We start from the raw sequence: 16,533 nt of genomic DNA on the forward strand, positions 1-16,533 counted from the left end.
AAAATGGCATTTCCGGCCTGTGCACAGGCCGCTAATAACAAGAGCCCTCGCATGTCCCGTCTTGCCTCGCTGCGTCCCGCACTGCCAATTCTCATTGGCGCCTCCGTCATGCTGTCGCTCGCCATGGGCCTGCGGCAGAGCCTGGGCATTTTCGTGCCGCCCCTGACCCGCGACATCGGGATTTCAGTGGGCGATTTCACGATTGCCGTGGCGGTACAAAACCTCACCTGGGGTGTGTTGCAGCCATTTGCCGGCGCGCTGGCGGTACGAACCGGGTTCCGCCCGCTGATGGTCGGGGGCGCGTTGCTGTACCTGATCGGGCTGGTGCTGCTCGCCACGTCCCACGGACTCTGGGCGGTCGTGCTCGGCGCCGGGGTGCTGATCGGCATGGCGATGGCTTCCACCGGCACGGCGATGGCGATGGCCGCGGCATCGAGCGCCGTGAACGTTCAGGTGCGCAGCCTGGTGCTCGGCTGCGTGTCGGCCTGCGGTTCGCTCGGGGCGATGATCGCCGCGCCGCTGGGGCAGAGCATTGCCAGCGAATGGGGCTGGCGCATGGGCGTGGCCGCCTTTGTCGTGCTGGCGCTGGTGATGCTGCCCGCCGCCTGGTTTGCTGGCCGTTCTGACACTTCGCGCCAGGCGCCCACGCGGGCGCAGCCGGAGCTGAGTGGCCGCCAGGCCCTGATGGGCGCGCTGCGGCATCCGCCGTTCGTGGTCATGGCGCTGGCCTACACCGTCTGCGGGATGCAATTGGTGTTCCTGACGACGCACCTTCCCGCATACCTCGATATCTGTGGCATGGACCCGATGCTGTCCGCCAAGGCGCTCGGCATGATCGGCGGATTCAACGTGCTGGGCAGCCTGTTTTTCGGATGGGCGGGCGGGCGGGTCAACAAGCTGCTGTTGCTCGGCGGCATCTATATCTGCCGGTCCCTCGGCTTCATCTGGTTCTTCCACACCCTGCCGACCCCGGAAAGCACGCTGGTGTTCTCCGGGGTCATGGGGTTTCTCTGGCTGGGCGTGTCGCCGCTGGTGCAAGGATGGATTGCGCAGACGTTCGGCCTGCGCTGGCAGGCGATGATCGCCGGCGTGGCGTTCTTCAGTCACCAGATCGGCAGCTTTATCGGCGCCTTCGGGGGCGGCTGGCTCTATGACCTGATGCAGAACTACTCCGTCGCGTGGAAGGTGGGCGCCGCGCTGGGGTTGACCGTTGGCCTGATCCAGATCGCCTTCGCGCTGGTGCCGAGGGCGCCGTCGCCGGATCTGGTGCCGTCCTCCTAATCCAGCGCGCGGTTCCTCGACTCCACGTTGACGGCGCCAATGGCGACCGCCCCGGCGAGCAGCATGGCGGAGATCAAGGCCAGCGCCAGGGTGAAGTGCGTGGCCATCACCGGGGCAATGATCGAGGGCGCGAACAGTCCGCCGAAACGCGCCACGGCGCCGCACGTGCCCATGCCCGTGGCCCGCAGGTCGGTCGGATAGACCTCGGGGGTGAAGGCGTACAGCGCGCTCCATGTGCCAAGCAGCGAGAAGCTCATGAGTAGCGTCGAGCCGACCACCACCGTGGGATCGGTGCCAAAGCTGTACAGCATGCACCCCGCGGCGCTGAGCAGCAGGAAGCCGATCAGGGTGGGCTTCCGGCCCCAGCGTTCCACGCCATAGGCAGACAAGGCGTAGCCCGGCAACTGCACGATGGCGAGGATCACCAGGAAGACCTGCCCGCGCATGAAGGCGAATCCTTCGGCGCCGAGCTTGATCGGCAGGTAGACGAACACGCCGTAGTACGCGATGGAGACGAGCGCCCATGCCGCCAGCAGCGCCAGGGTGCGGCGCCGAAGACCGCCCGAGAACAGCGCAAGGACCGATTTTGGCGCGGCACGCTCCGCTTGCAGCGGCGGGATTTCCACCTGCCTGCCGTTCGCATCGGCCACACGCTGGAGCACCGCGCGCGCCGCGTCCGGCTTCCCGTTTCGGTTGAGGAACATCGGCGATTCCGGGATATAGAAGCGCAGGACCACGCCCACCAGCGCGGGAATGGCGGTGACAAGGAAGATCGCGCGCCAGGCCTGATCGCCATAGGACAGCGCTGCCAGCGCCAGCAAGGCCAGGCAGAGCGTGCCGAGCGCCCAGAAGGACTCCAGCAGGACCAGCCAGCGGCCACGGCGGTCGCGGGGCAGGAACTCCGCCATCATGGTGTAGTCGACGGGCAGCGTGCCGCCGACGCCAATCCCCGTGAACAAGCGCAGCACCAGCAGCCAGGTCAGGTCCGGCGCGAAGGCGGAGGCGACCCCGCAGATCGCGTCGATGACCACGGCCGTCATCAGCACGGKCCGCCGGCCGATGCGGTCCGCCAGTCGCCCGAAGAAGAACGCCCCCGCCAGCATGCCGACGAAGAAGAACGTGCCCGTTTGCAGCGCCTGGGGCACGGAGATGCCGAACGTCTTCGCAATCGACGGGGCGCTGAAGCCGATGGACAGCACCTGCATGGCGTCCGCCAGCCACACCAGGCCGAAGATGACAAAGAGCCGGTACTGGAACTTGCCGACGCCCGCGGCCTCGATGGCGCTTTCCAGAGACACCGGGGCGGCCGTAGCGTGGCGGGGGATGTGATCGAGCGTGCTGGTCATGTTGGGGGAGACTGTCGATGGGAAGGTGTCAGGCCGATCGCTCGGCAGGGGCCCGGCTCAGGCGGCGAACTGCCTGCGGCGGTTGCCCGGTGGTGCGGACGAAGGCGCGCCGCATGCGCTCGCGGTCAGAGAATCCGACTTCCTGCGCGATCACGTCCAGCGAAAGTCGGCCTTTCTCCAGCAGCAGCCTCGCCGCCTCCACGCGCAGGTGTTCCACGGCCTTTGCGGGCGATTGACCGGTCTCCGCGCTGAATGCCCGGCTGAACTGGCGTGGACTGAGCCCGGCGACATCGGCCAGTTCGTCCACCGTCAGCGGATGGCGCAGGTTGGCGTTGGCGTGGTCGATGGCTTTCTGGATCCTGTCGGACTTCGGGTCGAGGTCGAGCAACGTGGAAAACTGCGACTGGCCGCCCGCGCGCCGATGATAGATGACCAGCTTGCGCGCCACCGTGCGCGAGACCTCCGCGCCGTGGTCCTTCTCGATCATGGCGAGCGCCATGTCGATGGTGGCCGTCATGCCTGCGGAAGTCCAGATCGGCCCGTCCACGATGAAAATCTGGTCCTCTTCGACCGCGATCTTCGGGAAGCGGCGCTGCAGGTCATGCGCGAACCGCCAATGGGTGGTTGCGCGCCGGCCATCCAGGACGCCCGCCTGCGCCAGGATGAAGGCGCCCGTGCATGGCGCCGCAATCCGCCTTGCCGTCTTCAGCGAACGGGCGACGAAAGCGGTCAACGCGGCGGAAGTGATGTCGATCTCGACCCCCGAGCCGAACATGACCGTGTCATAGGCGTTGTCGCCGAAGGGCTGCGAATCGACCCGAATGCCGGCCGACGACATCACCAGTCCGCCGGTCTCCGACAGCACCGTCACGTCGTAGGCCCGCTCTTCGAGGACGACGTTGGCCAGCTCGAACGCCGTGACGGCCGCCAGGCCCATCAGATAGAAGTTCGGAAAGACGACGAAACCGATCGTGTGCATGGTGATACCCGGGGTCATGTCCTGAATTGACGGTATATATGACATTTGAGACACGGTCAACGGCGAATATGATCGATATCAACCGCATTTCACCGAGTTGCTCCTATGGATCGTCGACTACTGATACTGGCGCTGGGCATGTTCGCCATGGGCACGGACAACTTCGTCGTCGCCGGCATCTTGCCCGGCGTGGCGGCTTCGTTGCACACATCGATCAGCATGGCCGGCCTGATGGTGACTTGCTACGCGTTGACCTATGCCGTGGCGGCGCCCGTGATGGCCGCCGTGGCGGGCAACTTGCCGAGAAAGCGGCTGCTGGTGACCGCGCTGGGCATTTTCGTGATCGGCAACGCCATCAGCGCGCTCGCTACCGACCTCCAGTGGGTGCTGCTGAGCCGGGTGCTGGCAGGCTTCGGCGCCGCGCTGTTTTCGCCGACCGCATTGGGTGTGGCCGCCGCGCTCGCCGCACCGGAGAAGCGCGGGCGTGCGCTGGCCACGGTCACAGCCGGCCTGACGGGGGCCACGGCGCTGGGCTCGCCACTCGGCACCTTTATCGGCGGATTCGGCGGGTGGCGGGGAACGCTCTGGTTCGTCACGGCGCTCGGTATCGTCGCGATGATCGGCGTCTGGACGATGCTGCCGTCCGTTCCGTTGCCAGCGGCCGTCCGGTTGCGGGAGCGGCTTGCTCCCTTGCGTGACAGGCGCGTCGCGCTGACCTTGCTCACGTCACTGTTCGCGTTCGGCGGGTTCCTGATGGTCTACACCTACGCCGGCGTGGTGCTGGCGCGCGTGACGGGTGGCGACGAACGCATTCTGGCTGGGATGTTGCTGGTGTGGGGCGTTGCCGCGACGTTCGGGAACCTCATGGCCGGCCGTCTCGTGGACCGCTTCGAGAGCCGCCACATCATCCACGCGATGCTCTGGGTGGCGATCCTCAACTTCTGTGCGCTGCCGTGGATGGCCGGCCACGCGGCGACGGCCCTGGTTTCGCTGGTCATCTGGGGCATTTGCGGATGGGGGCTCATCGTTCCGCAACAGCATCGGCTCGTCCAGTTGTCCCCGACGACGGCGCCGCTGGTGCTTGCGCTGAACAATACGGCTACCTATACAGGGCTGGCCTGCTCGGGCCTGCTGGGCGGGGTCGTAATCCAGTCGACAGGCGGGCAGTACCTGAGCCTGGTCGCGGCCGTGTTGATCGCCATGGCCTTCGGCTTTGCCATGGCCGCGCATCGAAGTATGGCGAGCCAGCGCCGAGGCATCCGCCCAGCGATGGTCTCCTGACTGCTCGCGAAATTCGCGCTTCACCGGAGCCCCCGCCGCACCAGCGGATTTCGTGATTCTCTCTGCATTTTCGGCCGTCACGGCGCACGCCAGTGACGGCTTTCGCACGTCTTCTCCCGTCTGAAAATTAAAGAATCGTCGATTTATCGGGCGGGCTGTCCTCCCTATTATTCGCTCGATTGCAGCGAAGCGTTCCCGACCACGGCAACACGTCCTGCAAACAGGCTGGCCACATCCGTACGCATGTTCGCAATGTCCAGATTCTCAGTCGTTTTACCTCTGCATAGATTCCTTCATGAAAAGCAAACTCCTCTCCGCCTTGATCATTGGTGGCACCGCAATGGCTTCGCAAATGGCTGCAGCCGCCGACGGTACGATCACCTTCACCGGCAACGTCACGGCGCAGACTTGTGCCATCAATGGTGGCGCTACCAATTTCGTGGTTGCCCTGCCGACCGTGTCGGCGTCCTCGCTCTCCGCAGCGGGCAAGACCGCCGGCCGCACGCCGTTCAGCATCGCGCTGTCGGGCTGCACGCCGACCGCAGGCAATGTGCGCACCTTCTTTGAGGCGGGTCCCAACACCGACGCCTCCACGGGTCGCCTGAACCTCACCGCAGGCGGCGCCCAGCGCGTGCAGATCGGCCTGCAGAACGCCTCGGACGAAACCAACATCAACGTCGGTTTCGCCAATGCCCTGCAAAACTCGAAGTCGGTTCCCCTGGCCTCTGGTGCCGCCACGCTGCGCTACTACGCCCAGTACGTCGCCACCGGCGCGGCAACCGCCGGCGCGGCCAATACCAGCGTGATGTACTCCATCGCCTATCAGTAAAGCCGTATCGGGTGGCGCGGTGTCGCGCCACCTTTTCACCCCTTGTTTCCTGAATACCGCGTGCAATCATGATCACCAACCAGAAAATCCGTTCCGTACTGACCGCAGCCGTGCTCGTGCTGAGCCTGCCTGCCGCGTGGAGCGCCCACGCTTCGGTGGTGATCGGCGGCACGCGTGTGGTGTACAACGCCAACGAAAAAGAAGCGACGATCAAGCTTTCCAATCAGGGAAATGCTCCGGCGCTGACCCAGGCCTGGCTCGACAATGGCGACCCCAAGGCCGCGCCATCTACCGTGGAGGTGCCATTTCTGGTCACTCCGCCCGTGATGCGCATTGATCCGAAGAAGGCGCAGACCCTGCGCATCCTCCATACCGGCGAGCCACTGCCGCAGGACAAGGAGTCGGTGTTCTGGCTCAACGTGCTGGAAATCCCGCCCAAGGCCGAAGCCAGTGGCGCGAACACCAACCATTTGCAGCTCGCGTTCCGCTCGCGCATCAAGATGTTCTATCGCCCCGCAAACCTGAAGGGCAGCGCACTGGACGCTCCGGGGCAGGTGGCCTGGCGGTTGGTGGCATCCGGCAATCAGTTCAGCCTGGAAGCCCGCAATCCGACCTCGTACCACGTTTCCTTTACCGCGCTGGAAGTGAAAGGCAGCGACGGCAAGGTCGCCAGCTTCGATGACGGCGGCATGGTGAACCCKGGCGAAACCCAGGTGTTCCCGCTCAAGGGCGACGTCACGCAGTCCGCAGCGCCCAAGGTCCATTACACCGCCCTCAATGACCATGGCGGAGCGGTCACCGGCGAAGCCGCCGCGACCCACTGAATAGCGGCGCTTGCCGGCGAAGCTGTCGCCGCGCAGGACGCCTCCAACGTATCCCCTATCTAGCGTTTTTGCGATGCCGCCATACGGCAGGGGATCGGCTTGTCTGAATTTGTGATGAAGATCCCCGTGTCCCACCAAAAACAACCCCTCGCATCCCGTTTCCGCCTGCGTCCGACCATGGTTTCGCTCGCGCTGTTCACCAGCGCCTCGGCGTGGGCGGATGGAATGGCCACCCCTACTGCTGGGGAGGTTGCCTTCAACGATATCTTCCTGCACCAGCCCGGTCACGGGCGGGTGGATGTCAGCCGCTTCAGCAAGGGGAATGCGGCCGTACCGGGTACGTACCGGGCGGATCTGCATGTCAACGAAGTCTGGCTGGGCCGGACTGAGGTTGTCTTGCGCCAGGCCGGCGCAGCAAACGAGGTGCATCCGTGTTTCGATCGCGCCCTGCTCGAGCGCATCGGCGTGGACCTTGCCGCGCTGACGCCGGAGGCCAATGCGCTACTGGACGATGCCGCTGCCTGCCCGACGCTCGCGCAACTGGTGCCGGACGCTGTCGCGCACTTCGACAGCAGTGAGCAGCGCCTCGATCTGAGCCTGCCGCAAGTTGCCATGAGCCGCCAGCCGCGTGGCTACATCGACCCGAAGTATTGGGATGAAGGTGTGAGCGCAGGACGCCTGCTCTACAACGCCAGCGTTTATCACAATAGCKGGCAGGGTTTTTCCGCCACGCAGGGCTTCGTCGGGCTGAATGGCGGCGTGAACGCGGGCGCATGGCGTTTTCGTCACAACGGCAGCCTGACCCACCACGAACGCACCGGCACCCGCTACCAGGCGACGCAGACGTTTGTCCAGCGCTCGCTTGCTTCCATCAAGAGCCAGCTGGTCTTTGGCGATGCCTACACCGATGGCACCATGTTTGACAGCGTGGGCTTTCGAGGCGTGCAACTGTCGAGCGACGATCGGATGTATCCGGAGTCGCAGCGCGGCTATGCGCCGGTGGTGCACGGCATCGCCAGCAGCAATGCCCGGGTGGAGATCCGCCAGAACGGCAACACGATCTACGAAACCAACGTCGCGGCCGGCGCCTTCGAGATCAACGACCTGTACCCCACCGGCTATGGCGGCGACCTCGAAGTGGTGGTGACGGAGGCCGATGGCAGCGTGCACATCTCGAAGGTGCCCTATGCCGGCGCGGTGAATGCTCTGCGGCCGGGCGTGACCCGCTATGGCGTGGCCGCGGGCCAGTATCGAAGCGCCACAAGCAATGGCAAGCCGCTGATGATGCAGGCCACCGTGCAGCATGGCTTCACCAACCTGATCACAGGCTTTGGCGGGGTGACGGTTGCGCAGGACTATGCGGCCGGCGTGATTGGCGCCGCGCTTAACACCCGCTTTGGTGCGCTGGGCGCGGATATCACCCATGCCTCCACGCGGCTGCGCAGCGAGCCGGACCGTCATGGGCAGAGTGTGCGGCTGAGCTTGAGCAAGCTGGTGGAACCCACCAACACCAACCTGACGCTGGCCGCCTATCGGTACTCCACGGGCGGGTACCTCAGCCTCGCGGATGCCGTCGCCCTGGGCGATCTGGACCGGAAAGACATGGGCGTGGCCTTGCACGGCACCCCACGCGGCCGGCTGCAACTGGTGCTGAACCAGGCGCTGCCGGGCGGCTACGGCAACTTCTACGTGAGTGGATCCACCCAGGACTACTGGCGGCGCAACGGCCGCGATACACAGTTCCAGCTTGGCTATAACAACAGCTTCCGGCGGGTCAACTATGGTGTCTCTGCCGCGCGCCAGTTCGACGTGAACACCGCGAGGTGGAACAGTCGCGTGATGCTGAGCCTGGGCGTTCCGCTGGGCAAGGCCACGCAGGCACCGTACTCGACGACCAGCGTACAGACCGGCTCGTCGGGGCCTACCTCGGTGAACCAGTCGGTGACTGGATCGTACGGCGTCGACAACGCATTCAGCTACGGCTTGAATGCCGGGTACACCGGAGGGGGCAGCGCGAGCCATGCCACGAGCGTCGGTGGGAACGCGTCGTATCAGTCGACACTGGCCGCGTTCACGGGCGGTGCCAGCAAGAGCAACACCTATACCCAGGCATCCGCCGGTATCTCGGGCGGCGTTGTTGCCTACAGCGGCGGCGTTGTCCTGACGCCGAGCCTGGGCGACACCCTGGCGATCGTCGAAGCGAAGGGTGCATCCGGTGCGCGGGTCGGGGGCGGCAATGGCTTGCGGGTGGATCCGTGGGGGCGTGCGGTGGTGTCGAGCCTGATGCCGTTTGCCCGAAACGAGGTGGAAATTGATCCCAAGGGCCTGCCGCTGGATGTCGAACTCAAGTCGACGCTGCAACAACTCGCCCCGACCGCCGGCGCAATCGTGAAGGTGTTGTTCGAGACGGCGAACCCCGGCCGGGCCGCCATCGTGCGCGTGCGGACGGCGGATGGCAAGCCGGTGCCGTTCGGCGGGGAAGTGCTCGACGCCGCGGGCGAATCGGTGGGCATGGTGGGGCAGGGCGGGCGAATCATCGTCCGTGGCCTGCAGAGCGATAGCGGCGAGTTGACGGTGGCTTCGGCCGATGGCGCGGGGCAGGCATGTCAGTTCAGCTATCGACTCCCCGCGCTGTCCGATGCGCGCAACGCGATCGGCATCGCCACCGTCGATGCGCAATGCCTGTAGCCGCGCGGCTTCGGCCCGCAATCGCCGCCGGAAAGCCGGAGGCAAATGCCAACAGCGGAGGATTTTTGATGTCAGTCATTACAGCAGCAAAGCTTGGGCGGACGATGGTGATCACCGTGGTGGCATGGCTGGCGCTTGCCCAGGGGCAAGCCCACGCCCAGGGTCTCACGTGTAACAGTCCCAATCCCGCCGTGTTCAATTTCCAGCTACCCGTGGGGACCTTCGCGGTGCCAAGGGATGCGCCGGTTGGCACGCGCATTTCCCCGTGGACCAGCAGACAAACTGCGGGCAGGCAGACGTGGCGATGCACTGTGCCGGCGGACGTGAACATCGGGCCGGCTTATCGGGCAGGGCTGCCGCGGGCCGGGCAACTCCACTATTCCGAGGGCGGGGAGAGTTTTCCGGTCTTCACCACGAATGTCCAGGGGGTTGGACTGGTGATCGGCGTCAATTCAGGGGCGGGGGGCAATTGGTATGGCGGCGATAACGCGAGGCTGCACGGCGTCCCGACAAATTGGGAGGTTGCCGTCGGGACAACAAGCAGTAGCCGCCAACCCATGGGGTTTGGGACGCGAATGAGTTTCGCATTCGTCAAGACCGGGCCGATTACAGCCGGCGCGGTGAATCTTCCGGGTGCTGTCCTGCAGGTCGGCATTGACGCAATGTACGACGGGAATCCGCAAGCCATCGTCGATGTGAGGGCAAGTGGCAGCCCCACCTTCTCCGAAGTGGCCTGTACCACGCCCAATGTCAACGTGAACATGGGCACGCGGTCGCACACGGATTTTCAAGGTGTGGGGTCCGCCGCGCCCGCGACCGCGTTCACCATTGACGTCAACAATTGTCCCGGGGGGCTGAATGGCATCCAGTATCGGGTGGATGCCGTCACCCAGGTACTTAATAGCGCCAATTCAGTGGTGGCCCTCGATGGGAATTCGAACGCGCAGGGCATTGGCGTGCAGTTGCTGGATGGCGCCGGTGCCGTGCTGCCGCTCGGGGTGGATAAGCCATTCACCGGATATAACCGCACGTCTGGCGGAAGCTACAAGATTCCGCTAAAGGCACGCTATTACAAAACTGGCGAAGTAATAAGGGGAGGCACCGCCAATACGGCAATGACCTTCACCATGACTTACCAGTAATGCATCAAAAGCAGGTAAATATGTCAGTGATTCACACAAGAACCCTCCTTCGCACGACAGGAGGCGCCGTGATGGCGTGGTTCGCCCTCGTGCAGGGGGAGGCCCAGGCCGTGTCGTGCGACAGTCCCAACCCCTCGGTGTTCAACTTCCAGCTGCCCTCGGGCAACTTCGGGGTAGCGCGGGATGTGCCGATCGGCGCCCGCATTTCTMCGTGGACAGGCATGCAGAGCATGGGCCGGGAGGTGTGGACCTGCATGCTGGCGGCGTATCGGCCTGCGGGGCCGTACTATCGGTCAACCCTCCAGCAGTCTGGCGTGACATTCATTGAAAATGGCGTGAATTACCATGTCTACAATACCAATCTACAGGGCGTTGGCCTGGTTATCGGTGTGAATTCAGGGACGCGGCGCGAGTGGTATGGCGGTGACAACGCGAAGCCTGTTAGCGTGCCGCCGACCTGGGGCATTACCATGGGGACGACGAATCCCGGCGCGACACGGATGCAATGGGGAACGCGAATGAATTTCGCCTTMGTCAAGACCGGGCCGATCAGGGCCGGCACAGTGAGTCTGCCGGGCAGGGTCGCACAGGCTGGCATCGAGGAGTTCTACAAGCAGCTTCCCATGGCTGGCGTGGATGTCACAGTGAGTGGCAATCCCACGTTCTCCGAGCTTGCCTGCTCAACCCCCAATGTCACGGTGAATATGGGCACGCGCTCGAATATGGATTTTGGGGGGATCGGATCGCCCGCGCCCGCCACGTCGTTCGCCATCGACGTCAACAACTGCCCGGCGGGGATACAAGGCATTCAGTATCGACTGGATGCTGTCACGCGGGTTCTCGACGCCGCTAAATCGATCGTGGCGCTCGACAGCAACTCAACCGCGCGGGGCGTTGGCGTGCAATTGCTGGATAATGCCGGCGCCATACTGCCGCTCGGCGCGAACCGATCATTTACTGGCTATTGGCCCACGGCTGGCGGAAGCTACCGGATTCCCTTGAGGGCCCGCTATCACCAGACCGCCTGGGCGATAACCGGCGGAACTGCGAATACGGCGATGACCTTTACCATGACTTACCAATAGCGCGCGGCGGGAACGTGTGGCACGCCACGTAGCCGTGGCGGTGCGGCCTGTTATGCTCTGGACGTGACATCTCGTCGATAGGCCCCAATCCCCGTGCCGCGCCTGACCCCGAATCAATACCGACTGCTGTTCTCGATCTGCGCGGTGGCCGTGCTGGTCCTGTCGCTGCTGCCGCTCTCGGTGCCGCAGCCTACCACCGGCTGGGACAAATCCAACCACCTTCTTGCCTTCGGGGTGCTCGCGCTGCTTGGCGTGCGCGCCTGGGCCGGCCGCATGGCGGCGGTGCTGGCCGGCCTGATGGCCTATGGCGTGCTGATCGAATGGCTGCAAGGCATGACGGCGACCCGCTCGTCCGACTGGCATGACCTGATCGCCGACGCCGCCGGGCTGGCGCTGGGCCTGCTGGTGCATGCCGCACTGACGCGGGTCTGGCCCAGTCTGTCGGCCCATCGGAATGAGCCCCGGGCCTGACGCGCGCCGGGGTCAGTTATCGAGCGATTCCAGCGTGTAGCTTGCGCCGGCATCCTGACCGAGCAAATCCACCAGCAGCGGCATCGCCTCCTCGATCGTCTCCTTGAGCCGCCATGGCGGGTTGACGATGAACATCCCGCTGCCATGCAGGCCGAGCCCGCCTTCCACCGGATGCTTCACAGTCAGCGTCACATGCAGCCAACTCTTCAGCGGCAGGCGCATCAGCTGCGCCGGCAGTTGGATCGACTCGCGCCGCTGCACCTGCGGATACCAGATCGCATAAACGCCAGTTGCAAACCGTTCGAGGCTGTCTTCCAGGGCCTGCACGGTACGCGCGTAGTCCTGTTTGTCTTCGTATGAGGGGTCGATCAGCACCAGCGCGCGGCGCGGCGGCGGCGGCAGGATGGCCTTGATGCCATTGAAGCCGTCGCCGTCGTAAAGCATGACTTTGCGGCCCGCGCCGCGGAAATTGTCGCGTAGCACCTGGATCTCGGTACTGTGCAGCTCGAACAGCCGCAGGCGGTCCTGATCGCGCAGCATCTGCCAGGCCAGCCATGGCGAACCCGGGTAGTGACGCAGGTTGCCGTCCGGGTTCTGGGCGCGCACCTGGTCCAGGAATTCGTCCAGGAACGGGGGCAGGGTCTGGCCATCGGCGGCAGCCTGCCAGATGCGCGAAATGCCGGTTTCGAACTCGGCCTTCTTCTGCGCGTAGGCGTGGTCCAGCGCGTAGAGGCCGGCGCCGGCATGGGTGTCGATGTACCAGAACGCCTTGTCCTTCTGCGTCAGGTGCTCCAGCAACTGGACCACGACGGCGTGCTTGAGGACATCGGCATGGTTGCCGGCATGGAAGGCGTGGCGATAACTGAGCATGATGAGGCGGGATAAAGCGGGATGACGGCGCGCAAGCGTCGGCGAAAAAAGCGTCGGCGGGCGCGTGGCGCGAAGGGCGCTATGCTACCATCCGCCGCCCCCGGAAGCCCGTTTTACGGCCCGTTCCTGCGGCTGTTGCCGTCCGAAGTGTCCCGTCCGCCGATGCCTGCCATGCCGCGTGCCCTCGAGTCCGCCGAGCCGATCCTCTCCCCCGACGGCATTCCCTTTTCGCCACGTTACGACGACGTCTATCACAGCACGGAAGGCGGGCTGACGGAGGCGCATCACGTGTTCCTGGGTGGCAATGGTCTGCCCGGCAACTGGGCGGGGCGCGACCAGTTCGTGATCGTGGAAACCGGATTCGGGCAAGGGATGAACTTCCTCGCCACCTGGCAGGCCTGGCGCGACGATCCGCACCGCTGCCGTCGGCTTCACTTCGTTTCCGTTGAAAAACATCCATTTACGCGCGATGGACTGGCGGCGCTGCATGCCGGACTCGGCGATTTGCTACCGCTCGCCGAACCGCTGCAAGCGGCCTGGCCCGATGCGCTGCCGGGCTTGCATCGACTCGAATTCGAAGGCGGTGCGGTCACGCTGACGCTGGCGCTGGGCGATATCGACGCAATGCTGCCCAAGCTCGCGCTCGGCGCCGATGCGTTCTATCTCGATGGTTTCTCCCCCTCCCGCAACGCGGACATGTGGTCCGAAACCGTCTTCCGGGGGGTATCCCGGCTGGCCCGGCCCGGTGCCACGCTCGCTACGTATACAGCGTCCGGTTCGGTGCGGCGCGGCTTGCAGGCAGTCGGGTTTGAGGTCGACAAGGCGCCAGGTTTCGGCGGCAAGCACGACATGACAGTGGCGCGCTTCGCCCCAGCCTGGAAGAACCGGCGCCATGCCCCGACACCCGCTGCGGAGTGGCGAGAGCGTCACGCCATTGTGATCGGCGCGGGGTTGGCCGGCTGCGCGGTCACCGAGCGGCTGGCAGCACGCGGCTGGCGCGTGACGCTGTTCGACGCCCATGATGGCCCGGCGCGCCAGACCTCCAGCCATCGCGCGGCGGCCATGCATGCCCATGTGTCGCCTGACKAAAGCCAGTTGTCCCGGCTCTCGCGCGCCGGCAATCTTCATGCGCTGCGCGCGTGGACGGCCCTCGCGGCGGCGGGGCACCCGGTGAACTGGCATGGCTGCGGCGTGCTCCAGATCGGGGAGGGTGATGCCGATAGTGCGGCCCAGCAGGCGGCGCTGGCCGCCCTGGGCTTCCCCGAATCGTTCGTCAGGTGGATGGACCCCACCGAAGCGGCTGTGCGCCACGATGCCACGGTGGCGCGCGGCGGGCTCTGGTTCCCGCGTGGCGGATGGGTGGCGCCGCCCGACATCTGCCGCGCCCAACTCGACAAGGCCGGCGCGGCCCTGGATGCGCGGTTCAACTGCCGGGTGGCCGCGATCGAATATGTGGATGGCGCCTGGCAGGCGAGGGCGGCCGATGGCAGCGTGCTGGCTGAGGCGCCGGTCCTGGTGCTGGCCAATGCCCATGAGGCCGAACGGCTCGTCTCCAACCGTTTTCTGGCCCTGCGCCGGGTGCGTGGACAGCTGACCGATCTCTCCCCGGCGCAGGTCGCGGCGATGGGTCGCTGGCCCGACTGCGTGGTGACCGGGGGCGGCTACCTGCTGCCGCAGGCCCCGGAGGGCGGGGCGCGCATCGGCTCGAGCTATGACGCTGACGAAGGCCCGCTGGCCGAGCGTCCCGAGGTCCACGCCGCCAACCTGGAGCGCCTCGCCACGCTGCTGCCGGACCGTGCCGCCGACATCGCCCATCTCGATCCCGCGCAGTTGACCGGCTACGTCGGCGTGCGCACCGTGACGCACAACCGCCTGCCGCTGATCGGCCCCCTCGCGGATGAGGCGCAGGCGCTGGCCCGGTCCGGGCCACTGCGCGGCGCCCACCTGCGGGACCTGCCCCGGATGCCGGGGCTCTACGCGGCACTTGCGTATGCGTCGCGCGGCCTCACATGGGCCGCACTGGGCGCGGAGTTGATTGCCAGCCAGATCGAGGGCGAACCGTTGCCCATCGAGTCGGATCTGGCCGAWGCCGTCGACCCCGCCCGGCTGCTGCTGCGGGCGCTGCGGCACGGCAACACGGCGGACGGGCCGGCTATCGATCCCGGGGCGGCCTCGGACGCGTCAGGGTAAAAACTGCCGGAAGCGAACAAAAACCGTGCGATAATCCCCGTTTTCCGTTTGCGCGGAAGCCCTTCGTTCGCGTCGGGATTCCGTAGGTTTCACTGGCCGCGGCCAGGCCGGTGCGCAGGCGGTTGCGCTTAAAACTACATTTCTGGATTGGATTAACGACCATGTCGAACGTCATTGAAAACCTCGGCAAGCTGGACCGTAAGGTAACCCTGGCTATTCCCAAGGCCGAAGTGCAGAAGGAAACCCAGGAACGCCTGGTGCGCCTGTCGAAGACGGTGAAGATGTCCGGCTTCCGCCCGGGCAAGGTGCCGATGAAGATGGTCGAGAAGCAATATGGCCAGCAGGTCGAGTTCGAAGTGCGCTTCGACAAGGCCGCCCGCAAGTTCTTCGACATCACGCAGGCCCAGGACGTGAAGGTTGCCGGCCAGCCTAAGTTCGACCTGAAGACCGACGGCGTGTCGGAAGACGAAGTGGCGTTCGAAGCCACCTTCGAGGTGTACCCGGAAGTCAAGCTGGGCGACCTGGCCACGGCTGAAGTGACCCGTACCCAGACGGAAATCGGCGACGCCGAGATCGACAAGACCATCGACATCCTGCGCAAGCAGCGCGTGCACTACCACGTGCGCGGCGAAGCCGGCGCCCATGGCGACGGTGGTGCCGATGACGCCGCCAAGAATGGCGACCGCGTGACGCTGGACTTCGTCGGCAAGATCGACGGCGTGGAATTCCCTGGCGGCAAGGCCGATGACTTCGCTTTCGTGCTGGGCGAAGGCCGCATGCTGCCCGAGTTCGAGCAAGCCGCGCTGGGCCTGAAGCTGGGCGAGAGCAAGACGTTCCCGCTGGCCTTCCCGGCCGACTACCACGGCAAGGAAGTGGCCGGCAAGACTGCCGAGTTCACGATCACGCTGAAGAAGGTGGAGTGGGCGCACCTGCCGGAAGTGGACGACGGCTTCGCGAAGTCGCTCGGCATCGCTGACGGCAGCGTCGAGAAGATGCGCGCCGACATCCGCGAAAACCTCGAGCGCGAAGTCAAGCGCCGCACGCACGCCATGCTGAAGGACCAGGTCATGGAAGCGCTGCTGAAGGTGAGCGAGCTGGACGTGCCCAAGGCCCTGATCGAACAGGATCAGGAACGCCTGGTGGAAATGGCCCGCCGCGACCTCGAGCAACGTGGCATGCCGAACGCCAAGGACATGCCGATTCCGGCCGAGATGTTCACCCAGCAGGCCGAGCGCCGCGTAAAGCTGGGCCTGATCCTGGCCGAGATCGTCAAGGCACACGGCCTGCAGGCCAAGCCGGAGCAGATCAAGACGGAAATCGAGGACTTCGCGAAGAGCTACGAAGACCCGAAGGAAGTCATGCGCTGGTACTACGGCGACCAGCAACGCCTGGCGGAAATGGAAGCCTACGTGCTCGAAAACAACGTGGTAAATTTCGTGTGCGACAAGGCCAAGGTCACGGACAAGTCGGTGTCGTTCGAGGAACTCACCGCCGAGACCAACGCGCAGCAAGCCTGAGCGTTCGCATGACCGGATCGCGCCGCACGA

General features: G+C 65.3%; 13 protein-coding genes. 10 read left to right on the forward strand and 3 right to left on the reverse strand.

Annotation, left to right across the window (positions count from 1 at the left end):
* Positions 1-51: 51 nt before the first annotated feature.
* Positions 52-1,281, forward strand: coding sequence for an MFS transporter (locus AC1EJR_RS14705; RefSeq protein WP_441591062.1), 1,230 nt, complete (start codon positions 52-54; stop codon positions 1,279-1,281).
* Here the strand turns inward: AC1EJR_RS14705 and AC1EJR_RS14710 are convergent.
* Both AC1EJR_RS14710 and AC1EJR_RS14715 read right to left on the reverse strand, forming a co-directional pair.
* Complete coding sequence (locus AC1EJR_RS14710; RefSeq protein ID WP_477147272.1) at positions 1,278-2,627, reverse strand: MFS transporter; 1,350 nt, start codon at positions 2,625-2,627, stop codon at positions 1,278-1,280. The two genes, AC1EJR_RS14705 and AC1EJR_RS14710, sit on opposite strands and share 4 nt — an antisense overlap.
* 28 nt (positions 2,628-2,655) lie before the next feature.
* Positions 2,656-3,606 carry a GlxA family transcriptional regulator gene (locus tag AC1EJR_RS14715; protein ID WP_092293333.1) on the reverse strand — a complete coding sequence of 317 codons (951 nt, stop codon included), beginning with the start codon at positions 3,604-3,606 and terminating at the stop codon, positions 2,656-2,658.
* A gap of 105 nt (positions 3,607-3,711) precedes the next feature.
* On the opposite strand from AC1EJR_RS14715, the gene AC1EJR_RS14720 reads away from it, so the two are divergent.
* From AC1EJR_RS14720 to AC1EJR_RS14750, 7 genes are all read left to right on the forward strand, one after another.
* The gene (locus tag AC1EJR_RS14720) at positions 3,712-4,887 is read left to right on the forward strand and encodes an MFS transporter (RefSeq protein ID WP_092293063.1); all 1,176 of its coding nucleotides are present in this window, start codon (positions 3,712-3,714) and stop codon (positions 4,885-4,887) included.
* Positions 4,888-5,182: 295 nt separating this feature from the next.
* Positions 5,183-5,716 (forward strand): fimbrial protein, encoded by a 534-nt coding sequence (locus tag AC1EJR_RS14725; protein ID WP_092293065.1) that lies wholly within the window; start codon positions 5,183-5,185, stop codon positions 5,714-5,716.
* Positions 5,717-5,784: 68 nt separating this feature from the next.
* Positions 5,785-6,540, forward strand: a complete 756-nt coding sequence (locus AC1EJR_RS14730) for a fimbria/pilus periplasmic chaperone (protein WP_092293067.1) — start codon at positions 5,785-5,787, stop codon at positions 6,538-6,540.
* Positions 6,541-6,654: 114 nt separating this feature from the next.
* The gene (locus AC1EJR_RS14735; protein ID WP_477147273.1) at positions 6,655-9,228 is read left to right on the forward strand and encodes a fimbria/pilus outer membrane usher protein; all 2,574 of its coding nucleotides are present in this window, start codon (positions 6,655-6,657) and stop codon (positions 9,226-9,228) included.
* Between the two features lie 68 nt (positions 9,229-9,296).
* A complete protein-coding gene (locus AC1EJR_RS14740; RefSeq protein WP_441591059.1) occupies positions 9,297-10,370 on the forward strand; it encodes a fimbrial protein in 1,074 nt (357 codons plus the stop codon).
* A gap of 71 nt (positions 10,371-10,441) precedes the next feature.
* Positions 10,442-11,455: a fimbrial protein gene (locus tag AC1EJR_RS14745; protein ID WP_477147274.1), complete on the forward strand. Its 1,014-nt coding sequence runs from the start codon at positions 10,442-10,444 to the stop codon at positions 11,453-11,455.
* Positions 11,456-11,548: 93 nt separating this feature from the next.
* Positions 11,549-11,926 (forward strand): VanZ family protein, encoded by a 378-nt coding sequence (locus AC1EJR_RS14750; RefSeq protein ID WP_441591058.1) that lies wholly within the window; start codon positions 11,549-11,551, stop codon positions 11,924-11,926.
* 12 nt (positions 11,927-11,938) lie between these two features.
* On the opposite strand, the gene AC1EJR_RS14755 is transcribed toward AC1EJR_RS14750, so the two are convergent.
* Positions 11,939-12,796: a 23S rRNA (adenine(2030)-N(6))-methyltransferase RlmJ gene (locus AC1EJR_RS14755; RefSeq protein ID WP_092293071.1), complete on the reverse strand. Its 858-nt coding sequence runs from the start codon at positions 12,794-12,796 to the stop codon at positions 11,939-11,941.
* A gap of 171 nt (positions 12,797-12,967) precedes the next feature.
* Here AC1EJR_RS14755 and mnmC point away from each other — a divergent pair, with 171 nt between their 5' ends.
* Both mnmC and tig read left to right on the forward strand, forming a co-directional pair.
* The gene (gene mnmC / locus AC1EJR_RS14760; RefSeq protein ID WP_477147275.1) at positions 12,968-14,986 is read left to right on the forward strand and encodes a bifunctional tRNA (5-methylaminomethyl-2-thiouridine)(34)-methyltransferase MnmC2/FAD-dependent 5-carboxymethylaminomethyl-2-thiouridine(34) oxidoreductase MnmC1; all 2,019 of its coding nucleotides are present in this window, start codon (positions 12,968-12,970) and stop codon (positions 14,984-14,986) included.
* Between the two features lie 161 nt (positions 14,987-15,147).
* Positions 15,148-16,503 (forward strand): trigger factor, encoded by a 1,356-nt coding sequence (gene tig / locus AC1EJR_RS14765; RefSeq protein WP_092293075.1) that lies wholly within the window; start codon positions 15,148-15,150, stop codon positions 16,501-16,503.
* Positions 16,504-16,533 lie beyond the last annotated feature (30 nt).

The sequence above is a fragment of the Cupriavidus sp. 05T42 genome, from assembly GCF_056396345.1.